We start from the raw sequence: 18,973 nt of genomic DNA, 5'->3' as shown, positions 1-18,973 counted from the left end.
GCGCCTAGCCGCCCACCGTCACCGCACGTCCCTCGCGCCACGACAACGCGGCGGCCTCGGCAAGTTCGAGCGCCTTCAGGCCGTCGGCGACCGTCGTGCGCAACGGCACGCCCTGCGTGACCGCCTCGTGAAAGTGCGCCATTTCGCGCGCGTAAGCGGCGCGGTAGCGTTCGAGAAAGAACGCCTCGGGAACGTCCTGCGCCACCGAAGTCTTCGACCACGCGACCACTTCGGTCGGTTTCATGTTGCCGGCCTGCAGCATGCCCTCGCTGCCGAGCACCTCGAAGCGCTGGTCGTAGCCATAGGCCGCACGACGCGCCGTGTTGATCTGGCAAAGGCGCCCACGCTTCGTGCGGATCGTGACCGCCGTCGAATCGATGTCGCCCGCGTCGGCGATGGCCGGATCGGAAAGGCAACTGCCCGTGGCGTGCACGGTCTGCGCTTCGTCGCCGAGAATCCAGCGGAAGATGTCGAAGTCGTGGATCAGCATGTCCTTGAAGATGCCGCCCGATCGCTTGATGTACTCCACGGGCGGCGCGCCCGGATCGCGGCTCGTCACGATCAGCATTTCCGGCGTGCCGATCTCGCCCGCTTCGAGACGCGTCTTGAGCGCGACAAATGTAGGATCGTAACGGCGCTGGAAGCCGATCATGCACACCACGCCCGCGCGCTCGACCGCCTCGGCGCAGGCGCGCGCGCGCGCGATCGTGAGATCGACGGGCTTCTCGCAGAAGATGTGCTTGCCTGCCGCGGCCGACTTCAAGATCAGTTCGGAATGCGTATCGGTGCTCGAACAGATCACCGTGGCGCCGATCGAAGCGTCGTCGAACACGGCGTCCCCTTCGACGACCTGCGCGCCGTGCTGCGCGGCGAGCGCGGCCGCCGCTTCGCGGTTCACGTCGATCACGTATTTGAGGCGCACGCCCGGCTGGCGCGCGAGATTCGCCGCATGAATGCGGCCGATGCGCCCCGCGCCGAATACCGCCACGTCCAGCGTCCTGCCCGCGCTTGCTCCGCTTGCTCCATCAGTCATCGTATCCTCCGGTGTCGGTCGATTCTTCAACGTTGAGTTCGAGCCGGTACGCGAGCGCGATGAAGAGCGCCTGGCACAGGCAAAAGGTGCTCGTGAGCGAGCGGAACGCGAACGCGCTCCCCTCTTTCACGTAGAGTTGCGCGTTCGCGTGGCGCGCGAGCGGCGAAAGCTGGCTGTCGGTGATGACGAGCGTTTTGGCGTGATGTTGCTGCGCCGCGCGCAGGCAGTACTGCGTTTCCTTGCCATAGGGTGCGAAGCTGATGGCGATCACGACGTCGCCCTTCTTCACGCTGCGGATCTGTTCGTGATACATGCCGCCGAGGCCCGAGACGAGATGCACGCGCTTGCGCGTGTGCTGCAGGGCGTAGACGATGTAGCTCGCCACCGGAAACGAGCGGCGCACGCCGATCACGTAGATGTTGTCGGCCTGTTCGAGCATCTTCACGGCTTCGTCGAACTGCGCGCCGTCGAGCCCCGCTTCGAGCTCGTCGAGGCCGCCGCGGCACGCGCCGATGAACTCGCGCGCCACGGCGCCGCCCATGTCGGCGTTCGCCTCGCCCTCCTTCGCGTCGATCAGTTGACGAATGCGCTGCTGATAGCTCGTGGCCGAGGCGCCCTGCCCGGCATAGGCCTGGCGAAACACCGCTTGCAGATCGGAAAACCCCGAGAAGCCGAAGCGCTGCGCAAAACGCACCACCGCCGAGGGATGGACGCCGCAGCTCGCGGCAATGTCGCTCGTGCGGTCCATCATCACGCTCGCGCGGTTCTGCTCGATGTAAGTCGCAATGCTTTTGAGCTGACGCGGCAACGCCTCGTAGTCCTGCGCGATGCGCTGCATCAATTCGTCTACGCCCGCTACGGCGTCGGTTGTGTCATCCGCCATGATCGTTTTCCTTGCTGGTTGCCGCACTGCCGCAAAGCCTTGCCCGGCTTGCATTCCACGGCATGTCGACGGAGCCGATTATAGGCAGCACCCCGCACGAATGGAACAGATTTTCCATTTTTATTTACGATGAAATTTTCGTTGCAAGTCGTGAGGCGATGTCCTAATCTTGTCCATGAGCGCAGCAGCAAGCGCACGCATGACAGCGGCACGCGGCCGCGACGCTCACCCCAAGAACGAACGACAGACCGAGAAAGGTGGAGACAATGACACAACGCAAGGGCAAGACCATGCTCCGAAGGTTGGCCGCGGCGCTCACGCTGGCAGCGGGACTGAGCGGCGCGGGCATGCTGGGCGCGCAAACGGCGCAAGCCGCGGACGCGCATTTCGTGCTCATCAGCCATGCGCCCGATTCCGACTCGTGGTGGAACACGATCAAGAACGCCATCAAGCAGGCCGACGAAGACTGGAACGTCGAGACCGACTATCGCAATCCGCCCAACGGCGACATCGCCGACATGTCCCGTCTCATCGAGCAGGCCGCCGCGCGCAACTACGACGGCGTGATCGTCACCATCGCCGACTACGACGTGCTCAAGAGCTCCATCGGCAAAGTCACCGAAAAGAAGATCCCGCTCGTGACGATCAATTCGGGCACCGAGGAGCAAAGCGCGAAGCTCGGCGCGATCATGCACGTGGGCCAGCCCGAATATGTGGCGGGCCACGCCGCCGGCGAAAAGGCCAAAGCAGCGGGCGTGAAGTCGTTCCTGTGCGTGAACCACTTCGCCACCAATGCCGTCTCGTTCGAACGCTGCCGCGGCTTTGCCGATGCGCTCGGCGTCGACTACAAGTCCTCGACGATCGACTCCGGCCAGGACCCGACCGAAATCCAGTCGAAGGTCAGCGCGTATCTGCGCAATCATCCGAATACGGGCGCGATCCTCACGCTCGGCCCGGTGCCTGCCGCGGCCACGCTCAAGGCGGTTCAGCAGATGGGCCTCGCGGGCAAGATCTACTTCTGCACGTTCGACTTCTCGGACGACATCGCGAAAGCGATCCGCGAAGGCACGATCCAGTTCGCCATCGACCAGCAGCCGTATCTGCAGGGCTATATCCCGGTGGCCGTGCTCGCGATCGTGAAGAAGGAGCACACGACCGACCCGCAGAAGATCCGCCAGATCCTCGAAGCGAATCCGAAGTTCAAGCAGCGCCTCGAAACCTATGGTCTGCAGCCTTCGTACGGTCCGCGCAATATCCGCTCGGGCCCGGGCTTCATCACGAAGGAGAATCTCGACAAGGTCGTGAAGTACGCTGGTCAGTATCGCTAGGTTTTTTTCGTCAGCCACGCGCGGCGACGGCCAGCATCTTCCGATGCCCATCGCCTCTCGCCAGCCTCGCCGCGCACCAATCGCCGGGTTGCCTTTACCGCATGGCAGTTGCTTGCGGGGACCGCGCTCGGGCTTGCCATTGCATGGGACCGGAGCACGCGCGCGGGCGCCCGCTCCGGTCGACAAAGGAGACATCATGGGTGTAGCCGGCAAACACTTCCCCTCGCACGCGCAGGATAGCGGCGCCCAGGACGCCGCCACGCCGCAACCTGGCGCAGGCGATGAACGCGTGCGCCGCGAATCGTGGTTCGGCCACCTGCTCGGCCGCCCCGAATTCGCCGCGATTTCCGGCGCCGTCCTCGTCTTCGCCGTCTTCGCGATCGGCGCGGGCAGCTCGGGCATGTTCGATCTCGACGGCGTGATGAACTGGTCCCAGGTCGCCGCCTACCTGGGCATCCTGAGCGTCGGCGCGTGCCTGCTGATGATCGCCGGCGAGTTCGATCTTTCCATCGGCTCGATGATCGGCTTCGCCGGCATGATGGTCGCGATCCCGACCATGTACTTCCACTGGCCCATCGCGCTGTCCATTCTCTTTGCGTTCGCCGGTTGCATCGCGCTCGGCGCGCTCAACGGCTACCTCGTGATGCGCACGCGTCTGCCCTCGTTCATCGTCACGCTCGCATTCCTGTTCATCCTGCGCGGCCTCACGCTCGCGCTCTCGATCATGTTCGCCGACCGCACGATCGTCTCGGGCGTGGGCGACGTGGCCAAGGCCGATTACGTGACCAACCTGCTCTTTCACGGCACCGCGTTCAAGGGTCTCTTCGTCGCGCTCGCGCATGTCGGCATCGGCAAGATGCTCGACAACGGCCAGCCGCTCGTACCCGGCGTGCCGAAGGTGATTCTCTGGTGGTTCGCGCTCGTCGCGATCGGCGCGTTCGTGCTCGCCAAAACGCGCTACGGCAACTGGATTCTCGCCGTGGGCGGCGACGCCAACGCCGCGAAGAACGTCGGCGTGCCCGTGAAGCGCGTGAAGATCTCGCTCTTCATGCTCACTGCGTTCTGTTCGTGCCTTTTTGCCGTGCTCCAGGTGTGCGACATCGGCTCGGCCGCCGCCGACCGCGGCCTTCAGAAGGAGTTCGAAGCGATCATCGCCGCGGTGATCGGCGGCACGCTGCTCACGGGCGGCTACGGCTCGGTGATAGGGGCCGCGTTCGGCGCGCTCATCTTCGGCGTCGTGCAGATCGGCATCACCTATACGAACATCGATTCGGACTGGTTCCGCGTGTTCCTCGGCGTGATGCTGCTCATTGCCGTGCTGTTCAATCACTATGTGCGCCGCCGCGTCGCACAATCGTAAGCCGGAGGCTCTCAACATGTCCGATACCCTCGACACCGCGAGCGGCGACACGATTCTCGCGCTCGAAAACGTCAGCAAGTACTTCGGCAAGGTCATCGCGCTGAACGGCGTGACGCTGCGCCTGAAGCGCGGCGAAGTGCACTGCCTGCTCGGCGACAACGGCGCGGGCAAGTCCACGCTCATCAAGACGCTCGCCGGCGTGCACCAGCCCACCTCGGGTCAGTATTTCGTGGACGGCAAGCCCGTGCGGTTCGATTCGCCAAAGGACGCGCTCGATCTCGGCATCGCGACCGTGTACCAGGATCTCGCGCTCGTGCCGCTGCTTTCGGTCGCGCGCAACTTCTTCATGGGCCGCGAGCCGCAGAAGAAGCTGTTCGGCTTCGTCAACGTGATGGATCTCGATGCGAGCGCAACGATCGCGAAGGAACGCCTCGCCGAAATGGGCATCAACGTGCGCGACCCGCATCAGGCCATCGGCACGATGTCGGGCGGCGAGCGCCAGTGTCTCGCGATCGCGCGCGCCATTCACTTCGGCGCGCGCGTGCTGATTCTCGACGAGCCCACCGCCGCGCTGGGCGTGAAGCAGAGCTTCAACGTGCTCAAGCTGATTCACGCGGCGCGCGCCAAGGGTATTTCCGTGATCTTCATCACCCACAACGTGCACCACGCCTACCCTATCGGCGACTCGTTCACGCTGCTCAACCGCGGCCGCTCGCTCGGCACCTACACGAAGGACACCATCAGCAAGAACGAAGTGCTCGACATGATGGCGGGTGGCGCGGAAATGCAGAAGATGATCGCCGAGCTCGACGGCGCCGCCATCTGAGCGCGCGCACGGCACAGAACCCAACGGGAATACACATGGCTCTCAACCGTTCAACTCCAGGTCGCTTCGCCCCCGGGCGCACCCGCGACATCGTCTGCCTCGGCCGCCTCGGCGTCGACCTTTACGCGCAGCAGGTGGGCGCGCGGCTCGAAGACGTCTCCACGTTCGCCAAGTACCTGGGCGGCTCGTCGGCGAACATCGCATTCGGCTGCGCGCGGCTCGGCCTGAAGTCGGCGATGCTCACGCGCGTCGGCGACGACCACATGGGGCGCTTTCTCGTCGAAACGCTCGCGAAGGAAGGCTGCGACACGAGCCATGTGCGCGTGGACCCGGAACGCCTCACGGCGCTCGTGCTGCTGGGTCTCAAGGACCGCGACACATTCCCGCTCATCTTCTACCGCGAGAATTGCGCCGACATGGCCGTCGATGCGAGCGACTTCGACGAAGCCTTCATCGCTTCCTCGAAGGCGCTCCTCGTCACGGGCACGCACTTCTCGACCGGGCAGGTGAACCGCACGAGCCTCGCGGCGCTCGACCACGCGCGCCGCAACGACGTGCGTACCGTGCTCGACATCGACTATCGGCCGGTGCTGTGGGGTCTCGCGGGCAAGGCCGACGGCGAGACGCGCTTCGTCGCGAGCGAAGGCGTGAGCGCGCATTTGCAGCGCATCCTGCCGCTATTCGACCTCGTGATCGGCACCGAGGAGGAGTTCCGCATTGCCGGCGGCAAGCAAACACTGGTCGACGCGCTCAAGCGCGTGCGCGAAGTAACGGACGCGACGCTGCTCGTCAAGCGCGGGCCGCTCGGCTGCCAGATCGTGGAAGGTACGGTGCCCGCCTCGCTCGACGATCTGCCGTTGCAGCGCGGCGTCGAGGTCGAGGTGCTCAACGTGCTCGGCGCAGGCGACGCGTTCGCCTCGGGCTTCCTCTCGGGCTGGCTGCGCGATGCGTCGCTCGAGGACTGCGCTCGCGCGGCCAACGCGTGCGGCGCGCTGGTCGTCTCGCGCCATGGCTGCGCACCCGCCATGCCGACGCCCGTCGAACTCGACTATTTCCTGCGCGAAGCCGCCGCCGACCCCGTGCGCATGCGCCGGCCCGATCGCGACGCGACGCTCGCGCGCCTGCATCGCGTGACGCCCGCACGCACGCCGCGCGACGAAGTGCTGGGCTTCGCGTTCGATCATCGCAACCAGTTCTTCGATCTCGCGCAGCAGACGGGCGCCGAGGAAACGCGCATCCCGTACCTGAAGCATCTCTTCGTCGAAGCGGTCGCGCAGACCGAGCGCACGCTCGGCCTGCAGGGACGCGTCGGGGTCCTGATCGATGGCCGCTACGGTCAGGACGCGCTCAACGCCGCAAGCGGCCGCGGCTGGTGGATCGGCCGTCCGGTCGAGCTGCCGGGCTCCGTGCCGCTCGTCTTCGACCAGGGCCGCTCGATCGGTACGACGCTCGCCGCCTGGCCCATCGAGCAGACGGTGAAGTGCCTCGTCCAGTTCCATCCCGACGAGCCCGTCGAACAGCGCCTCGAACAGGAAGCGCAATTGCGCGCGCTTTACGATGCGACGCAGACGAGCGGCCACGAACTGCTGCTCGAAGTGATTGCACCGAAGCGCAACGGCGCGCCGAACGCGCCCGATACGGTCTATCGCGCGCTCAAGCGGCTCTACAACATCGGCATCTACCCGGAATGGTGGAAGCTCGAACCGATGGACGCCGCCCAGTGGCGCGATATCGACGCACTGCTCGCCGAACGCGATCCGTATTGCCGCGGCGTCGTGCTGCTCGGGCTCTCCGCGCCCATCGACCAGCTCGCGGAAGGGTTCCGCGCGGCGGCCGCATCGCGCACCTGCCGCGGCTTCACCGTGGGCCGCTCGATCTTCCATGAGCCGAGCCATGCCTGGCTCGCCGGCGAGATCGGCGACGACGAGGTGATCGCCCGCACGCGCCGCGCATTCGAAACGCTGATCCACGCCTGGCGCGCCGCACGCGCCGAAGCGGGCGGCGCGCACGACAAGCATGAGGAGAAAGCCGCATGAACCAACGCATCGCTCCTCGCGATCATGCCGCGCAGGAAAGTCCGCAAAACGGGGCGGCCGGCGCACGCGCGAACACGGTCCGCCTCACGGCGGCACAGGCGCTCGTACGCTATCTGTCCGCGCAGCGCGTGGCGAGCGAAGACGGCTCGGGCCGCACCGAGCCGCTCTTCGGCGGCGTGTTCGCGATCTTCGGCCACGGCAACGTGGCCGGCATCGGCGAGGCGCTCTATCAGTATCGCCACGAACTGCCGACGCTGCGCGCGCACAACGAGCAGGCCATGGCGCACAGCGCGATCGCTTACGCAAAGGCGCACTTTCGCCGCCGCATGATGGCCGTGACGACCTCCATCGGCCCAGGCGCGACGAATCTCGTCACGGCGGCCGCGCTTGCGCACGTGAACCGCTTGCCCGTGCTGCTGCTGCCTGGCGACGTCTTCGTCTCGCGCGAACCCGACCCCGTGCTTCAGCAGATCGAAGACCTGCAAGACGGCGGCGTTTCCGCCAACGACGCGCTCAAGCCGGTGTCGCGCTATTTCGACCGCATCGCGCATCCCGCGCAACTGCTGAGCGCGTTGCCGCGCGCGCTGCGCGTGCTCTGCGACGCGGCGCTCTGCGGGCCGGTCACGCTCGCGCTGCCGCAGGACGTGCAAGCCACGGCGTGGGACTATCCGGCGAGCTTCTTTACGCCGCGCCTCGTGACTTTCCACGCGAATGCGCCTGTTCGGGCCGAGATCGACGCGGCGCTCGCGCAATTGCATCGCGCGAAACGCCCGCTCATCGTGGCGGGCGGCGGCGTGCTCTATTCGCGCGCCTCACAGGCGCTGCAGACGCTCGCCACCGCGCGCGGCATTCCCGTTGCCGAAACGCAGGCCGGCAAAGGGTCGCTCGCGTGGGACGATCCGCTGAACGTGGGCGCGATCGGCGTGACGGGCTCGCCCGCCGCCAACGAACTCGCGCGCGACGCCGATTGCGTGCTCGCCGTGGGCACGCGTTTGCAGGACTTCACGACCGGCTCGAACTCGCTCTTTGCGGACGCGCACGTGATCGGCGTGAACGCCAACGGCTTCGATGCGCTCAAGTACAACGGCCTCGCGGTGCAGGCCGACGCGCGCGAAGCGCTCGCCATGCTCGACGGCGAGCTGGTCGACTGGCGCGCCGACGCCAGCTGGACCGCCCGCGCCCAGCGCCTCGCCGGCGAGTGGCGCGAATGTGTGGAACGCCTCACCCACGCGCCGCAGGAACGCAACTGCCTGCCCTACGACGCCGACGTGATCGGCGCCGTGCAACGCTCGTCCAGTCGTTCGCATACCGAAGATATCGTCGTGTGCGCGGCCGGCACGCTGCCTGCCGAGCTGCACAAGCTCTGGCGCGCGGGCCGGCCGGGCGCCTATCACGTCGAGTACGGCTACTCGTGCATGGGCTACGAGATCGCGGGCGGCCTCGGCGCAAAGCTCGCGCGGCCCGACCGCGAAGTGATCGTGATGGTGGGGGACGGCAGCTATCTGATGATGAACAGCGAGATCGCCACCTCGGTCATGCTGGGCGCGAAGCTCATCGTCGTGGTGCTCGACAATCGCGGCTACGGTTGCATCAACCGTTTGCAGCAGGCCTGCGGCGGCGCGCCGTTCAACAACCTCTTCGACGACTGCGCGCAAGGACCGCTCGGCGCGCCGCGCATCGACTTCGCCTCGCATGCGCGCTCGCTGGGCGCGCAGGCCGAGCACGTGGCCAACGTCGCGGAACTCGAAGCCGCGCTGCAACGCGCGCGGGCCGCGTCGCGCACTTACGTCGTCTGTATCGACACCGACCCGGCGCGCACGACTGCGGAAGGCGGCTGGTGGTGGGAAGTCGCGGTGCCCGAGGTGTCCACGCGCGCGACCGTGCGCGAGGCGCGCGGGCGCTACGAAGAACGTCTCGCCGAGCGCGCAGGCCGCGCGCAGGCGGCCGACGACACGCCCGCGGGCGACGGCGAACCCGGCAATGCATGACGAGCCCGACGACAGAGACATCGAGGAGCGCACATGAGCGCATTTGAAGTACGCATCGGCATCAACCCGCTGTCGTGGATGAACGACGACCTGCCCTCGCTCGGCGGCGAGACGCCGCTTTCCGTGGCGCTCGCCGAGGGCCGCGAGATCGGCTATGAGGGCTTCGAACTCGGCAACAAGTTTCCGCGCGAGCCGCAGGCGCTCAAGGCGCTCTTCGCGCAATACGGCCTGTCGCTCGTCTCCGGCTGGTATTCGGGCATGCTCGCGCGGCGCGGCGTGGAAGACGAGATCGCCGCCGTCGAGAAGCATCTGGATCTGCTCGCGCAGAACGGCGCGACCGTGATGGTCTACGGCGAAGTGGCCGATTCGATCCAGGGCGCGCCGCGTCCGCTTTATCAGCGTCCGCGCTTTTTCAGCGAGAAGCACTGGGACGAATACGCCGCACGGCTCGATGCGTTCGCGCGCCACACGCTCTCGCGCGGCGTGCGCCTTGCTTATCACCATCACATGGGCGCCTATGTGGAAACGCCCGCCGACGTCGACAGGCTCATGGCGCGCACGAGCGACGCCGTGGGACTGCTGTTCGACTCGGGCCATATCACGTTCGCGGGCGGAGACCCCGTTGCCGAACTCGACAAGCACGCCGCGCGCGTGTGCCACGTTCACTGCAAGGACGTGCGCCCCGCCGTCGTGAAGCTTGCGCGCAACCGCAACTGGAGCTTTCTCGACGCCGTGCTCGCTGGCGCGTTCACCGTGCCCGGCGACGGCGCCGTCGATTTCCCCGCGATCGTCGCGCGCCTGAAGCGCCACGGTTATCGTGGCTGGCTCGTCGTCGAAGCCGAGCAGGACCCCGTGATCGCGCCGCCATACGAATACGCGCAAAAGGGTTATCGAACGCTGCGCGCGCTCGTCGATGCTACGGATACCGAATCGAAGGAGGCAGCATGAGTCTTCTGGTCAAGGCCGCGCGCGAGGGCCAGACGATCGCGCGCGTCACGCCCGCCACGGCCGACTGGCGCTATGTCGGATTCGCCGCATACCGGCTCGCGGCCGACGAAGTCGTCTACGTGGCCGAGCCCGATCGCGAGAGCTGCATCGTCGTGCTCTCGGGCGCGGTGGACATCGAGGCCGGCGGCGCGCGCTGGCCGGGTCTCGGCTCGCGCGACAGCGTGTTCGAGGATACCGCGCCCTATGCGCTCTACGTGTCGCCCGGCGTGAAGGCCACCGTGCGCGCGACGCGCGACGCCGAAGTAGGCGTGGCGAGCGCGCCCGCAAAGGGTACGTTGCCCGTCCGCCTCATCGAGCCCGCGCAGATGAAGCGTTCCACGCGCGGCAAGAACGCGAATACGCGCTACGTATGCGATATCCTGCCGCAAACCGAGCCTGCGGAATCGCTGCTCGTGGTGGAAGTGCGCACGCCTTCGGGACATTCGTCGAGCTACCCGCCGCACAAGCACGACGCCGACCGCTTGCCGCAGGAAAGCGCGCTCGAGGAAACCTACTATCACCGGCTCAATCCGCGCCAGGGCTTCGCGTTCCAGCGCGTGTACACCGACGCGCGCGATCTCGACGAAACGATGGCCGTGGAAGATCACGACGTCGTCATGGTGCCGCGCGGCTATCATCCCGTGGTCGTGCCGTATGGCTACGATTCCTATTATCTGAACGTGATGGCGGGGCCGACGCGCGAATGGCATTTCCACAACGATCCCGCGCACGAGTGGATCATCGGGCGCGACGCGACGTGACGCGCGCCCATAAAAAAACGCCGCGTGTCGATGCACGCGGCGTTTTTCGCTGCTCGAGCAAACCCGATGGCGACGCTCACGCCAGCCGGAATTTCCCCACGAGGCGCTTGAGCACCTTCGCCTGATCGTCGAGCGACTGCGCCGCAGCCGTGGCCTCTTCCACGAGCGCCGCGTTCTGCTGCGTGCCCGCATCCATCTGCGTGACCGCGCGGCTGATCTCCTCGATGCCCGCGCGCTGCTCGCGCGAAGCCGCCGAAATCTCGCCGATGATGTCGTTCACGCGCTTCACGGCCTTCACGACTTCGTCCATTGTCGAGCCCGCATCCTGCGCCAGCGTCGAACCGTTGGCCACGCGCTCGACCGAGGTGCCGATGAGCGTCTTGATCTCCTTGGCCGCCGCCGCGCTGCGCTGCGCGAGGCTGCGCACCTCGCCCGCCACCACCGCGAATCCGCGCCCTTCCTCGCCCGCGCGCGCCGCTTCGACAGCGGCATTGAGCGCGAGAATGTTGGTCTGGAACGCAATGCCCTCGATCACGCCGATGATGTCCGCAATGCTCTTCGCGCTGTCGTTGATGTCCTGCATCGTCGCGACCACGCGCCCCACCACCGAGCCGCCCTTTTCCGCGATCGCCGAGGCGTTGCCCGCGAGCGTGCTGGCCTGCTCGGCGTTTTCGGCGTTCAGGCGCACCGTGGACGTGAGCTGCTCCATGCTGCTCGCGGTGCGCTCGAGCGCCATGGCCTGCTCCTCCGTGCGGCGCGAGAGGTCGAGATTGCCCGTCGAGATTTCGCCCGATGCGGAGGCGATCGCTTCGGCGCTCGCGGCGATCTCGGCCACCGTCGTCGACAGGCCGCTCTGCATGTCGCGCAGCGCGCCCAGCATGCTCGACGCGTCGCGTGCGTGAACCGCCACGGGCTGCGCGAGATTGCCGGCGGCGATGCGCGCGGCGATCGCCTTGGCGTGCGCGGGCTCGCCGCCCAGTTGCCGCGCGATGCGGCGCACGACCCACTCGCTCACGAAAAACGCGAGCACGAACATCGCCACGGTCGCGACGGCCATCATCACGAACGACGACCTGAAGATGAACCCGGCCTTTTCGATCGTCGCCTTGGCGGCCGTGCCGCGCTGCGCGACGAGGTCGTCGACGAGCGTTTCGAGCTTGCCGGTTTCGACGAGCAGCGACACGTCCTGGGTGCCCACCTGCCAGCTCATCTGCGAGAGGTCGAGCGGCTGCTGCTTCACGAGCGTCACGAAATCCCGCACGTGGCCGCTCCACGCCGTGGTCGCATCGGCGAGCTTCTTTTGCAACGTGAGCGCGTCGCCACCCTGCTCCTGCGCGTATTGCTGCAACTGGCTCATCCCGCGCGCGAGCGCGCCGAGATCCTTGTCGACGTCCTGACCCAGCTCGTCGCGCTCGCGCGCCGTGGTCGCGGTAAGCAGCATCTTCTGCGCGCGGCTTGCGCGCAGCACATGGCCGCGTGCTTCCTCGGCCGCGCGGCTCGCCACGTAGCCCTGCTCGTAGATCGATTGCGTCGAGCCGTTCAGGCGGCTGATCTGCGCGAGCGAAATGGCGCCGATGGCGAGCGTGCCGATCAGCACGAGCGCGAAGGCAAGACGCAGCGTCGCTTTTACGGACAGTCGCGAGCTGCCCGCTGCGACGCCCGCGCGCCCGGTGTTGCGTTGCTGCACGCCCGTCGTGCGTCCCGCCGGGTCCTGCGGCACGAAGCTCGCATGGCTGCCGCCTTGCGTTACTGCTTTCATTTGTCGGTCTCCTGCAGCTATCCTGCAGCTACTTTGTTGGCCGGCCCAACGCCACCGTTCGTGATATGCGCTACGCCTCAACTCCGGTCTACGGCACATCGGCGCGCAATCTTTAACGTTGCTGCGCCTCATGCGGTCCCTCAACCGGCCCCGTATTTGCGCGCCTCGTGGGCACGCGTACCGGCGGGTTATACATGGCCAAAAAGAAACGCCAAAATTCTTCGATGAATTTCGGGAACCGGCGCCCTCCCCCGCGACACCTGGCCGCAGAGCCAAGGCCGGCCGCCATGTCCGATTCTCGACAAATCTTGTCCGTACGGTTCAAGCGAGACACATTACACTGCGCTCATAACTCTTATACCTGTCCTTTCATGCCGTCGCCGCCGCCTTCCCGGAGCGGCGCCCGCTGAATACTCTCTGCTGCTACCGACAACATGGAAACCAGTCTCGACAAGCGCGCCCTGCCGGGCGCCGTCGCGGGTTCGTCCGCGGCCGCCGCGCCCGCCGCCAGCGGCGCCGCGCAACGCACCGTCTACACGGTGCTGGGCGCGATCAGCTTCTCGCACCTGCTCAACGACATGATCCAGTCGCTGATCCTGGCCATCTACCCGATGCTCAAGGACAACTTCTCGCTGTCGTTCACGCAGATCGGCCTCATCACCTTGACTTACCAGATCACGGCGTCGATGCTGCAGCCGCTCGTCGGCGTCTATACCGACAAGCGCCCACTGCCGTACTCGCTGCCCGTCGGCATGGGTTTCACACTCTGCGGGCTGCTGCTCATGTCGGTCGCGCCGAGTTTCGCGGTATTGCTCTGCGCCGCCGCGCTGGTGGGCTGCGGCTCCTCGGTGTTCCATCCGGAGTCGTCGCGCGTCGCGCGCATGGCGTCGGGCGGCCGTCACGGTCTTGCGCAATCGCTCTTCCAGGTGGGCGGCAACGCGGGCTCGTCGCTCGGTCCGCTGCTCGCCGCGGCGATCGTCATTCCGCACGGCCAGCGCAGCATCGCGTGGTTCTCGGCGGCGGCGCTCGTCGGCATGGTCGTGCTCACGCAGATCGGCCGCTGGTACAAAGCGCATCCGGCCATGAAGAAAAAGCGCGCCGGCACACCTCACGCCGCGCTCTCACGCGGCCGCGTGGCGGCTGCCATCGGCATTCTCGTGCTGCTCGTGTTCTCGAAGTACTTCTACCTCGCGAGCATCAACAGCTATTTCACGTTCTATCTGATCGACCGCTTCCACCTGACCGTGCAGGCCGCGCAGATCCATCTGTTCGTGTTCCTCGCGGCCGTCGCGGCAGGCACGATCATCGGCGGCCCGGTGGGCGACCGCATCGGCCGCAAGTACGTAATCTGGGGCTCCATTCTCGGCGTGGCGCCGTTCACGCTGCTCCTGCCCTACGCCAACCTGTTCTGGACCGGCGTGCTCACGGTCATCATCGGCGTGGTGCTGGCCTCGGCGTTCTCGGCCATCCTCGTCTATGCGCAGGAGCTGATTCCGGGCAAGGTGGGCATGGTCGCGGGCCTCTTCTTCGGCTTCGCGTTCGGCCTGGGCGGCATCGGCGCGGCCGTGCTCGGCCAGTTGGCGGATGCCACGAGCGTCGCCTTCGTCTACAAGGTCTGCTCGTTCCTGCCGCTCATCGGCATCCTCACCGTGTTCCTGCCCGACGTGGAAGGCAAGCGCGCGAAGAAAGCGGCCTGAGCGCCGCCTCGGGCGCCAGGCGGCGCTCAGGCGGCCGGCCGTTTCGCCTCGTGCGCCCGCGCACGCTTTGCCTCGCCGCGACTTCGTACTAGGCTTGATGATGGCGGCGCCGCCCGAGGCGGGGCAAAAGGCGGCCGCTTTCGAGACGCCCCGCCCGCGAGGTTCGCCATGCAACTGTCCACGGTAGAGATCGAAAAGCCCGAAGCCACCAACTTCATCCTCGGCCAGACGCATTTCATCAAGTCCGTCGAGGATCTCCACGAGGCGCTCGTCGGCACGGTGCCCGGCATCCAGTTCGGGCTCGCCTTCTGCGAGGCATCGGGAAAGCGGCTCGTGCGGCGCTCGGGCACTCAGGACGCACTGATCGAAATGGCCACGCAGAACGCGCTGCGCATCGCCGCGGGGCACTGCTTCATTGTCTTTCTGGGCGACGGCTTTTTCCCGATCAACGTGCTCAATGCCATCAAGGGCGTGCCCGAGGTCTGCCGCATCTTCTGCGCCACCGCGAACCCGACGCAGGTGCTGGTCGCGGAGACGGATCGCGGCCGCGGCATCGTCGGCGTGGTGGACGGCATGCCGCCGCTCGGCGTCGAGGCCGAGGACGACGTCCGCTGGCGCAAGGACCTGCTGCGCGCAATCGGGTACAAGGCCTGAGCGCCGATGGGCTCGCTGCGCGCGGCCATCGAGCGGCAGACCGCGCACGCGCTTGCCTGCGGCGCGCTCCATCCGATCGAAACAGCGCACACGTTCATCGACGACGGCGGCGTGCGTTTCGCCGTGCGCGTGGCGGAAAACCTCGCGCGCAAGGAGGCGGCGCGCCTCACGCCGCACACCCGGCCGCCGCGCGATCCGTTTCTGCCCTACGAGCGCGACCTCTTCGTCGCCGATCTCTCGCCGACGCATGTGGCGCTCCTCAACAAGTTCAACGTGATCGACCAGCATCTGCTGATCGTGACGCGCAGCTACGAGCCGCAGGAGGCGCTGCTCGACGCGGCGGACTTCTCCGCGCTGCTAGCGGCGATGCGCGAGATCGACGGCCTTGGCTTTTACAACGGCGGCGCGGCCGCGGGCGCGAGCCAGGCACACAAGCATCTGCAGATGGTCCCGTTGCCGCTCGGCGGCGAAGTGCCGGCCGCGACGGGCGACGAGGCGAATCACGCGCCGGTCGAGGCGCTGTTCCGCGACGCGCAGGCGGCACAAGGCGCACATCCCATTGCGATCGTGCCGGGGCTCAGGTTTCGCCATGCGTTCGCGCGGTTCGATCCCGGCCTGCGCTCCGCCACGCCGGACGATGCTGCGCGCGTTGCGCTCGGCTGCTATCGCGCGCTGCTCGATGCGGTGGACGTGCCGTCCGTCCATGCAGGCGGCGTCGCGTATCAAGGGGCGCCCTACAATCTGCTCGTCACGCGCCGCTGGATGCTGGCGGTGCCGCGCTCGGCAGAATGCGTCGAGGGTATATCGGTGAATTCGCTTGGCTTCGCGGGCTCGTTCTTCGTGCGCAACGCGGCGCAGTTGCAGACCCTCGCGCAACTCGGGCCGATGAATGCGCTCGGGCGCGTGGGCGTGCGGCGCTGAGATACACGTTGTCGGCTCGCTTCGTCGGCGGACAGCAGCAGGCGCAGCGGCACCGGAGCCGATGCCGTCGAGTACGTCGGTCACGTCGGTCACGATGACGAGGGCCTGCGGGCCGGCGTCGCGCCTGGACCGTTGCGGGCTGCGTCCGCGGCTTTCGTTGCGTCTGCCGCGACCGCGCTCAGGGCCGCGCCGTCTCGCCGGATTTGGCGGCTTCGCGCGCCACGACGAGCGGCTCCAGCGCCGCCCGCAGCGCATCGGGCAGCGCGCTCACGGGCCGGCGCGACGCCCGGTCGACGTAGACGTGCACGAAATGGCCCTGCGCGGCGGGCGCGGCCTCGCCTTCGCGGAAGAGTCCGACCTCGTAGCGCACGCTCGACGAGCCGAGCCGCGCGACCCGCAGCCCCGCCTCCAGGCGTTCGGGAAACGCGAGCGGCGCGAAGTAGTTGCACTGCGTCTCGACGACGAGCCCGATCGTCGCGCCGTGCTCGATGTCGAGCGCGCCCGCGCGAATCAGATACTCGTTCACCACGGTGTCGAAGTAGCTGTAATAAACGACGTTGTTCACATGGCCGTAGACGTCATTGTCCATCCAGCGCGTGCCGATCGGCAGGAAATGGCGATACCCGGAGCGGGCGACGGTGACGGGTCGGTTCATCGGCGTGATCCAGAGAGACTGCGAGGTTTGGCGGCGAGCGTCGCGCGGCCGTCACTGGCCGGGACGCTCGACGAATTCGAACGGCAGGCCGCGACGGCGCATCCATTCGCCGAGCGCCAGGCCCGTGCCCGCGCGCCACGGCCGCAGCTTCGCGGGTTCGACGAGCCGGTATTCGAGCAGTTCCGGCGAAAGCGCGATCGTCCCCGACGCCTTGACGTGATACGCGATGATGAGCTCGTTCTTGCGGATGAACTCGTACACGCCGACCAGTTCGACGCTTTCGGCGCGCAGCGAGGTCTCCTCGTGAACCTCGCGCGCGATGCCTTCTTCGGGCGTCTCGCCGTTTTCGAGGAAACCCGTGATGAGCGCGAACATGCTTTCGGGCCAGGCGGCGTTGCGCGCGAGCAGAATGCGGCCCTCGTACTCGACGATGGCGGCCACGACGGGCAGCGGGTTATTCCAGTAGACATAGCCGCACGAAACGTCCGGGCAGGCCAGACGCACACGGCCGCCTTCGTGGACAGGATCGGCGCGCTCGGTCAGGCGCGAGGCGCAGCGCGGGCAAAACTGGTAGTCGCTCATGGCGGAACTGGCGTGGATCGATGGCGCTAAAAGCGGGCCGCGCGGCCCGGTGGGCACGCTCGCCGCCCGCGCGAAACGGCTATTTTAGTGCGCTATCGGAGTCGGCGCGCGGCGTCGGCGAAAGGGGCGAGATGAGTAATGTCAGCGGAGTAATGCCTGCGCGCCGTCATCGGCACCGACGGCCGACGATTTCCGGCACGCTGCGCGGCGCGCATCGGCGCAAAACGAACGGGCCGTCCGCGCAAGGACCGGTCCGTTTCCGGCACGACGCTAACGCGCCGCTTCCCGGCTGCACCACGCCCGCCATACCAGCCCGAACGCCCCGGCCACGAGCGCCCCCGCCGCGAGCGAAAGCGACGGCGAGAACGACCCTGTCGACGTCGCGAGCGGCGCGGCCACGAGGGGTCCCGCGATCTGCCCGACGCCGTAGGCGGCCGTCGCGTAGCCCATCAGCGCGGCCGCCCGTTCGCCGCGCAGCAGGCGCGCCTCGCGCATGGCGAAGAGCGTGATCGCCGTGAACGGCAGGCCAATCAGCACGCTGCCGAACGAAAACCCCGCGGCGTTCGGCCAGACGATGCCGAGCACAATGCCCACGGCTTGCAGCACATAGCAGCCCGCCAGCATCAGACGATTGTCCCAATGCAGCGGCAGCCGCGCCGCAAGCAGCGCGCCCCCGATCAGCGCCGCGCCGAACATCGGCCAGAACAGATCGGGCCACGCCGAGCCGGGCAGCGCGTGGCGCGCGATCACGGGCAGGAAGGTCGCCGTGATGATGTAGCCGAAGCCGGGCACGCCGTAGAGCAGCACGAGCCAGAAGGCGTCGGCGCGGCGGCCTTCGTGCGCCTCGTGCGCGTGGCTGGCCTTTGCGCCCGCGCCGGGACGCGGCGCCAACGCGCGCGAGTCCTCGCCGAACGCCGGCCACACGACGACGGCGAGCAGCACGCTGATCAGCCCGAAGCCGATCCAGCCGGCCCGCGCGCCCAGGCCCCCCGCCGCGCTGACCCAAAGCCCCGTCGCGATGATGCCGAAGCCGGGCCCGGTATAGATCACGCCGCCCCACTCGTTCGCGCCCAGTTGCGCGAGCCGCCGCAGGCCCCATTGCGAGGCGAACACGAAGGTCCACGCGCTGACCGCGCCCGCCACGAAGCGCACCGCCGCCCAGGTCCAGAACTGCTGCGTGAGCCCCATCGAGAGCGTGAGGAGCACCGTGGCCACGAGGCCCGCGCGCACGATCTTCGCGGGCGCGAGGCGCAGCGCGACGCAACTGACCGCGCCGACGAAATAACCGGCGTAGTTGAGCGAGGCGAGCCAGCCGCCTTGACGCAGGTCCAGCGCGCCACCGTGCAACATGAGCGGCAAAAGCGGCGTAAAGGCGAAACGCCCGACACCGAGCGCCACGGCTAGCGTCACCATGCAGGCGAGCGCCGCGCGACGCCCGGCATGCGGACGCGGTTCGGAAACGTGGGCGGCGTGGGAAGCGTAATCGTTCATGAGCGGAGATGG

At 67.4% G+C, this 18,973-nt stretch carries 16 protein-coding genes; 10 read left to right on the top strand and 6 right to left on the bottom strand.

Annotation, left to right across the window (positions count from 1 at the left end):
• Positions 1-4: 4 nt before the first annotated feature.
• Both iolG and BLU17_RS27475 read right to left on the bottom strand, forming a co-directional pair.
• Complete coding sequence (iolG, locus tag BLU17_RS27480) at positions 5-1,033, bottom strand: inositol 2-dehydrogenase (RefSeq protein WP_092004246.1); 1,029 nt, start codon at positions 1,031-1,033, stop codon at positions 5-7.
• Positions 1,026-1,916, bottom strand: coding sequence for a MurR/RpiR family transcriptional regulator (locus BLU17_RS27475; protein ID WP_092004244.1), 891 nt, complete (start codon positions 1,914-1,916; stop codon positions 1,026-1,028). Before BLU17_RS27475 ends, iolG begins: the two co-directional genes overlap by 8 nt.
• 266 nt (positions 1,917-2,182) lie before the next feature.
• Here BLU17_RS27475 and BLU17_RS27470 point away from each other — a divergent pair, with 266 nt between their 5' ends.
• The 7 genes from BLU17_RS27470 to iolB all read left to right on the top strand — a co-directional run bounded on the left by BLU17_RS27470 (position 2,183) and on the right by iolB (position 11,202).
• On the top strand, positions 2,183-3,244 hold the full coding sequence (locus BLU17_RS27470; RefSeq protein ID WP_092004241.1) for a sugar ABC transporter substrate-binding protein: 1,062 nt from the start codon (positions 2,183-2,185) through the stop codon (positions 3,242-3,244).
• Between the two features lie 196 nt (positions 3,245-3,440).
• Entirely contained in the window at positions 3,441-4,604 is a 1,164-nt protein-coding gene (locus BLU17_RS27465; protein WP_092004238.1) for an ABC transporter permease, read from the top strand.
• A gap of 16 nt (positions 4,605-4,620) precedes the next feature.
• Entirely contained in the window at positions 4,621-5,430 is an 810-nt protein-coding gene (locus BLU17_RS27460) for an ATP-binding cassette domain-containing protein (RefSeq protein ID WP_092004234.1), read from the top strand.
• A gap of 35 nt (positions 5,431-5,465) precedes the next feature.
• Positions 5,466-7,466 carry a bifunctional 5-dehydro-2-deoxygluconokinase/5-dehydro-2-deoxyphosphogluconate aldolase gene (locus BLU17_RS27455; RefSeq protein WP_092004231.1) on the top strand — a complete coding sequence of 667 codons (2,001 nt, stop codon included), beginning with the start codon at positions 5,466-5,468 and terminating at the stop codon, positions 7,464-7,466.
• Positions 7,463-9,454, top strand: coding sequence for a 3D-(3,5/4)-trihydroxycyclohexane-1,2-dione acylhydrolase (decyclizing) (gene iolD / locus BLU17_RS27450; RefSeq protein WP_092004227.1), 1,992 nt, complete (start codon positions 7,463-7,465; stop codon positions 9,452-9,454). The genes BLU17_RS27455 and iolD overlap by 4 nt, the downstream gene beginning before the upstream one ends.
• A gap of 33 nt (positions 9,455-9,487) precedes the next feature.
• The gene (iolE, locus tag BLU17_RS27445; protein WP_092004224.1) at positions 9,488-10,402 is read left to right on the top strand and encodes a myo-inosose-2 dehydratase; all 915 of its coding nucleotides are present in this window, start codon (positions 9,488-9,490) and stop codon (positions 10,400-10,402) included.
• Positions 10,399-11,202, top strand: a complete 804-nt coding sequence (iolB, locus tag BLU17_RS27440) for a 5-deoxy-glucuronate isomerase (protein WP_092004220.1) — start codon at positions 10,399-10,401, stop codon at positions 11,200-11,202. Before iolE ends, iolB begins: the two co-directional genes overlap by 4 nt.
• A gap of 76 nt (positions 11,203-11,278) precedes the next feature.
• Here the strand turns inward: iolB and BLU17_RS27435 are convergent, their stop codons facing one another.
• Positions 11,279-12,961, bottom strand: coding sequence for a methyl-accepting chemotaxis protein (locus BLU17_RS27435; RefSeq protein WP_092004217.1), 1,683 nt, complete (start codon positions 12,959-12,961; stop codon positions 11,279-11,281).
• A 434-nt stretch (positions 12,962-13,395) separates the two neighbouring features.
• Here BLU17_RS27435 and BLU17_RS27430 point away from each other — a divergent pair, with 434 nt between their 5' ends.
• The 3 genes from BLU17_RS27430 (at position 13,396) to BLU17_RS27420 (ending at position 16,233) form a co-directional block, all read left to right on the top strand.
• Positions 13,396-14,658: an MFS transporter gene (locus BLU17_RS27430; RefSeq protein ID WP_092004214.1), complete on the top strand. Its 1,263-nt coding sequence runs from the start codon at positions 13,396-13,398 to the stop codon at positions 14,656-14,658.
• Between the two features lie 168 nt (positions 14,659-14,826).
• Positions 14,827-15,312, top strand: coding sequence for an adenosine-specific kinase (locus BLU17_RS27425; protein ID WP_092004211.1), 486 nt, complete (start codon positions 14,827-14,829; stop codon positions 15,310-15,312).
• 6 nt (positions 15,313-15,318) lie between these two features.
• Positions 15,319-16,233, top strand: coding sequence for an ATP adenylyltransferase family protein (locus BLU17_RS27420; protein WP_092004208.1), 915 nt, complete (start codon positions 15,319-15,321; stop codon positions 16,231-16,233).
• 178 nt (positions 16,234-16,411) lie between these two features.
• Here BLU17_RS27420 and BLU17_RS27415 read toward each other — a convergent pair whose 3' ends face one another.
• The 3 genes from BLU17_RS27415 to BLU17_RS27405 all read right to left on the bottom strand — a co-directional run bounded on the left by BLU17_RS27415 (position 16,412) and on the right by BLU17_RS27405 (position 18,961).
• Positions 16,412-16,888, bottom strand: coding sequence for an acyl-CoA thioesterase (locus BLU17_RS27415; RefSeq protein WP_092004205.1), 477 nt, complete (start codon positions 16,886-16,888; stop codon positions 16,412-16,414).
• 51 nt (positions 16,889-16,939) lie between these two features.
• The gene (locus BLU17_RS27410) at positions 16,940-17,470 is read right to left on the bottom strand and encodes an NUDIX domain-containing protein (protein WP_092004202.1); all 531 of its coding nucleotides are present in this window, start codon (positions 17,468-17,470) and stop codon (positions 16,940-16,942) included.
• Between the two features lie 270 nt (positions 17,471-17,740).
• A complete protein-coding gene (locus BLU17_RS27405) occupies positions 17,741-18,961 on the bottom strand; it encodes a YbfB/YjiJ family MFS transporter (protein WP_092004199.1) in 1,221 nt (406 codons plus the stop codon).
• Positions 18,962-18,973: the final 12 nt, after the last annotated feature.

Source organism: Paraburkholderia lycopersici (assembly GCF_900096975.1).
Lineage (GTDB): Bacteria > Pseudomonadota > Gammaproteobacteria > Burkholderiales > Burkholderiaceae > Paraburkholderia > Paraburkholderia lycopersici.
The sequence above is the reverse complement of the archived record's forward strand: the minus strand, read 5'-3'. Positions and strand labels throughout refer to the sequence as shown.

Bases quoted from the DNA above. Each gene is read 5' to 3' on its own strand.
- BLU17_RS27455 (WP_092004231.1), top strand. From the start codon at position 5,466: ATGGCTCTCAACCGTTCAACTCCAGGTCGCTTCGCCCCCGGGCGCACC.
- BLU17_RS27420 (WP_092004208.1), top strand. From the start codon at position 15,319: ATGGGCTCGCTGCGCGCGGCCATCGAGCGGCAGACCGCGCACGCGCTT.
- BLU17_RS27470 (WP_092004241.1), top strand. From the start codon at position 2,183: ATGACACAACGCAAGGGCAAGACCATGCTCCGAAGGTTGGCCGCGGCG.
- BLU17_RS27425 (WP_092004211.1), top strand. From the start codon at position 14,827: ATGCAACTGTCCACGGTAGAGATCGAAAAGCCCGAAGCCACCAACTTC.
- BLU17_RS27465 (WP_092004238.1), top strand. From the start codon at position 3,441: ATGGGTGTAGCCGGCAAACACTTCCCCTCGCACGCGCAGGATAGCGGC.
- BLU17_RS27415 (WP_092004205.1), bottom strand. From the start codon at position 16,888: ATGAACCGACCCGTCACCGTCGCCCGCTCCGGGTATCGCCATTTCCTG.
- BLU17_RS27475 (WP_092004244.1), bottom strand. From the start codon at position 1,916: ATGGCGGATGACACAACCGACGCCGTAGCGGGCGTAGACGAATTGATG.
- BLU17_RS27410 (WP_092004202.1), bottom strand. From the start codon at position 17,470: ATGAGCGACTACCAGTTTTGCCCGCGCTGCGCCTCGCGCCTGACCGAG.
- BLU17_RS27405 (WP_092004199.1), bottom strand. From the start codon at position 18,961: ATGAACGATTACGCTTCCCACGCCGCCCACGTTTCCGAACCGCGTCCG.
- BLU17_RS27460 (WP_092004234.1), top strand. From the start codon at position 4,621: ATGTCCGATACCCTCGACACCGCGAGCGGCGACACGATTCTCGCGCTC.
- BLU17_RS27430 (WP_092004214.1), top strand. From the start codon at position 13,396: ATGGAAACCAGTCTCGACAAGCGCGCCCTGCCGGGCGCCGTCGCGGGT.
- iolB (WP_092004220.1), top strand. From the start codon at position 10,399: ATGAGTCTTCTGGTCAAGGCCGCGCGCGAGGGCCAGACGATCGCGCGC.
- BLU17_RS27435 (WP_092004217.1), bottom strand. From the start codon at position 12,961: ATGAAAGCAGTAACGCAAGGCGGCAGCCATGCGAGCTTCGTGCCGCAG.
- iolG (WP_092004246.1), bottom strand. From the start codon at position 1,033: ATGACTGATGGAGCAAGCGGAGCAAGCGCGGGCAGGACGCTGGACGTG.
- iolD (WP_092004227.1), top strand. From the start codon at position 7,463: ATGAACCAACGCATCGCTCCTCGCGATCATGCCGCGCAGGAAAGTCCG.
- iolE (WP_092004224.1), top strand. From the start codon at position 9,488: ATGAGCGCATTTGAAGTACGCATCGGCATCAACCCGCTGTCGTGGATG.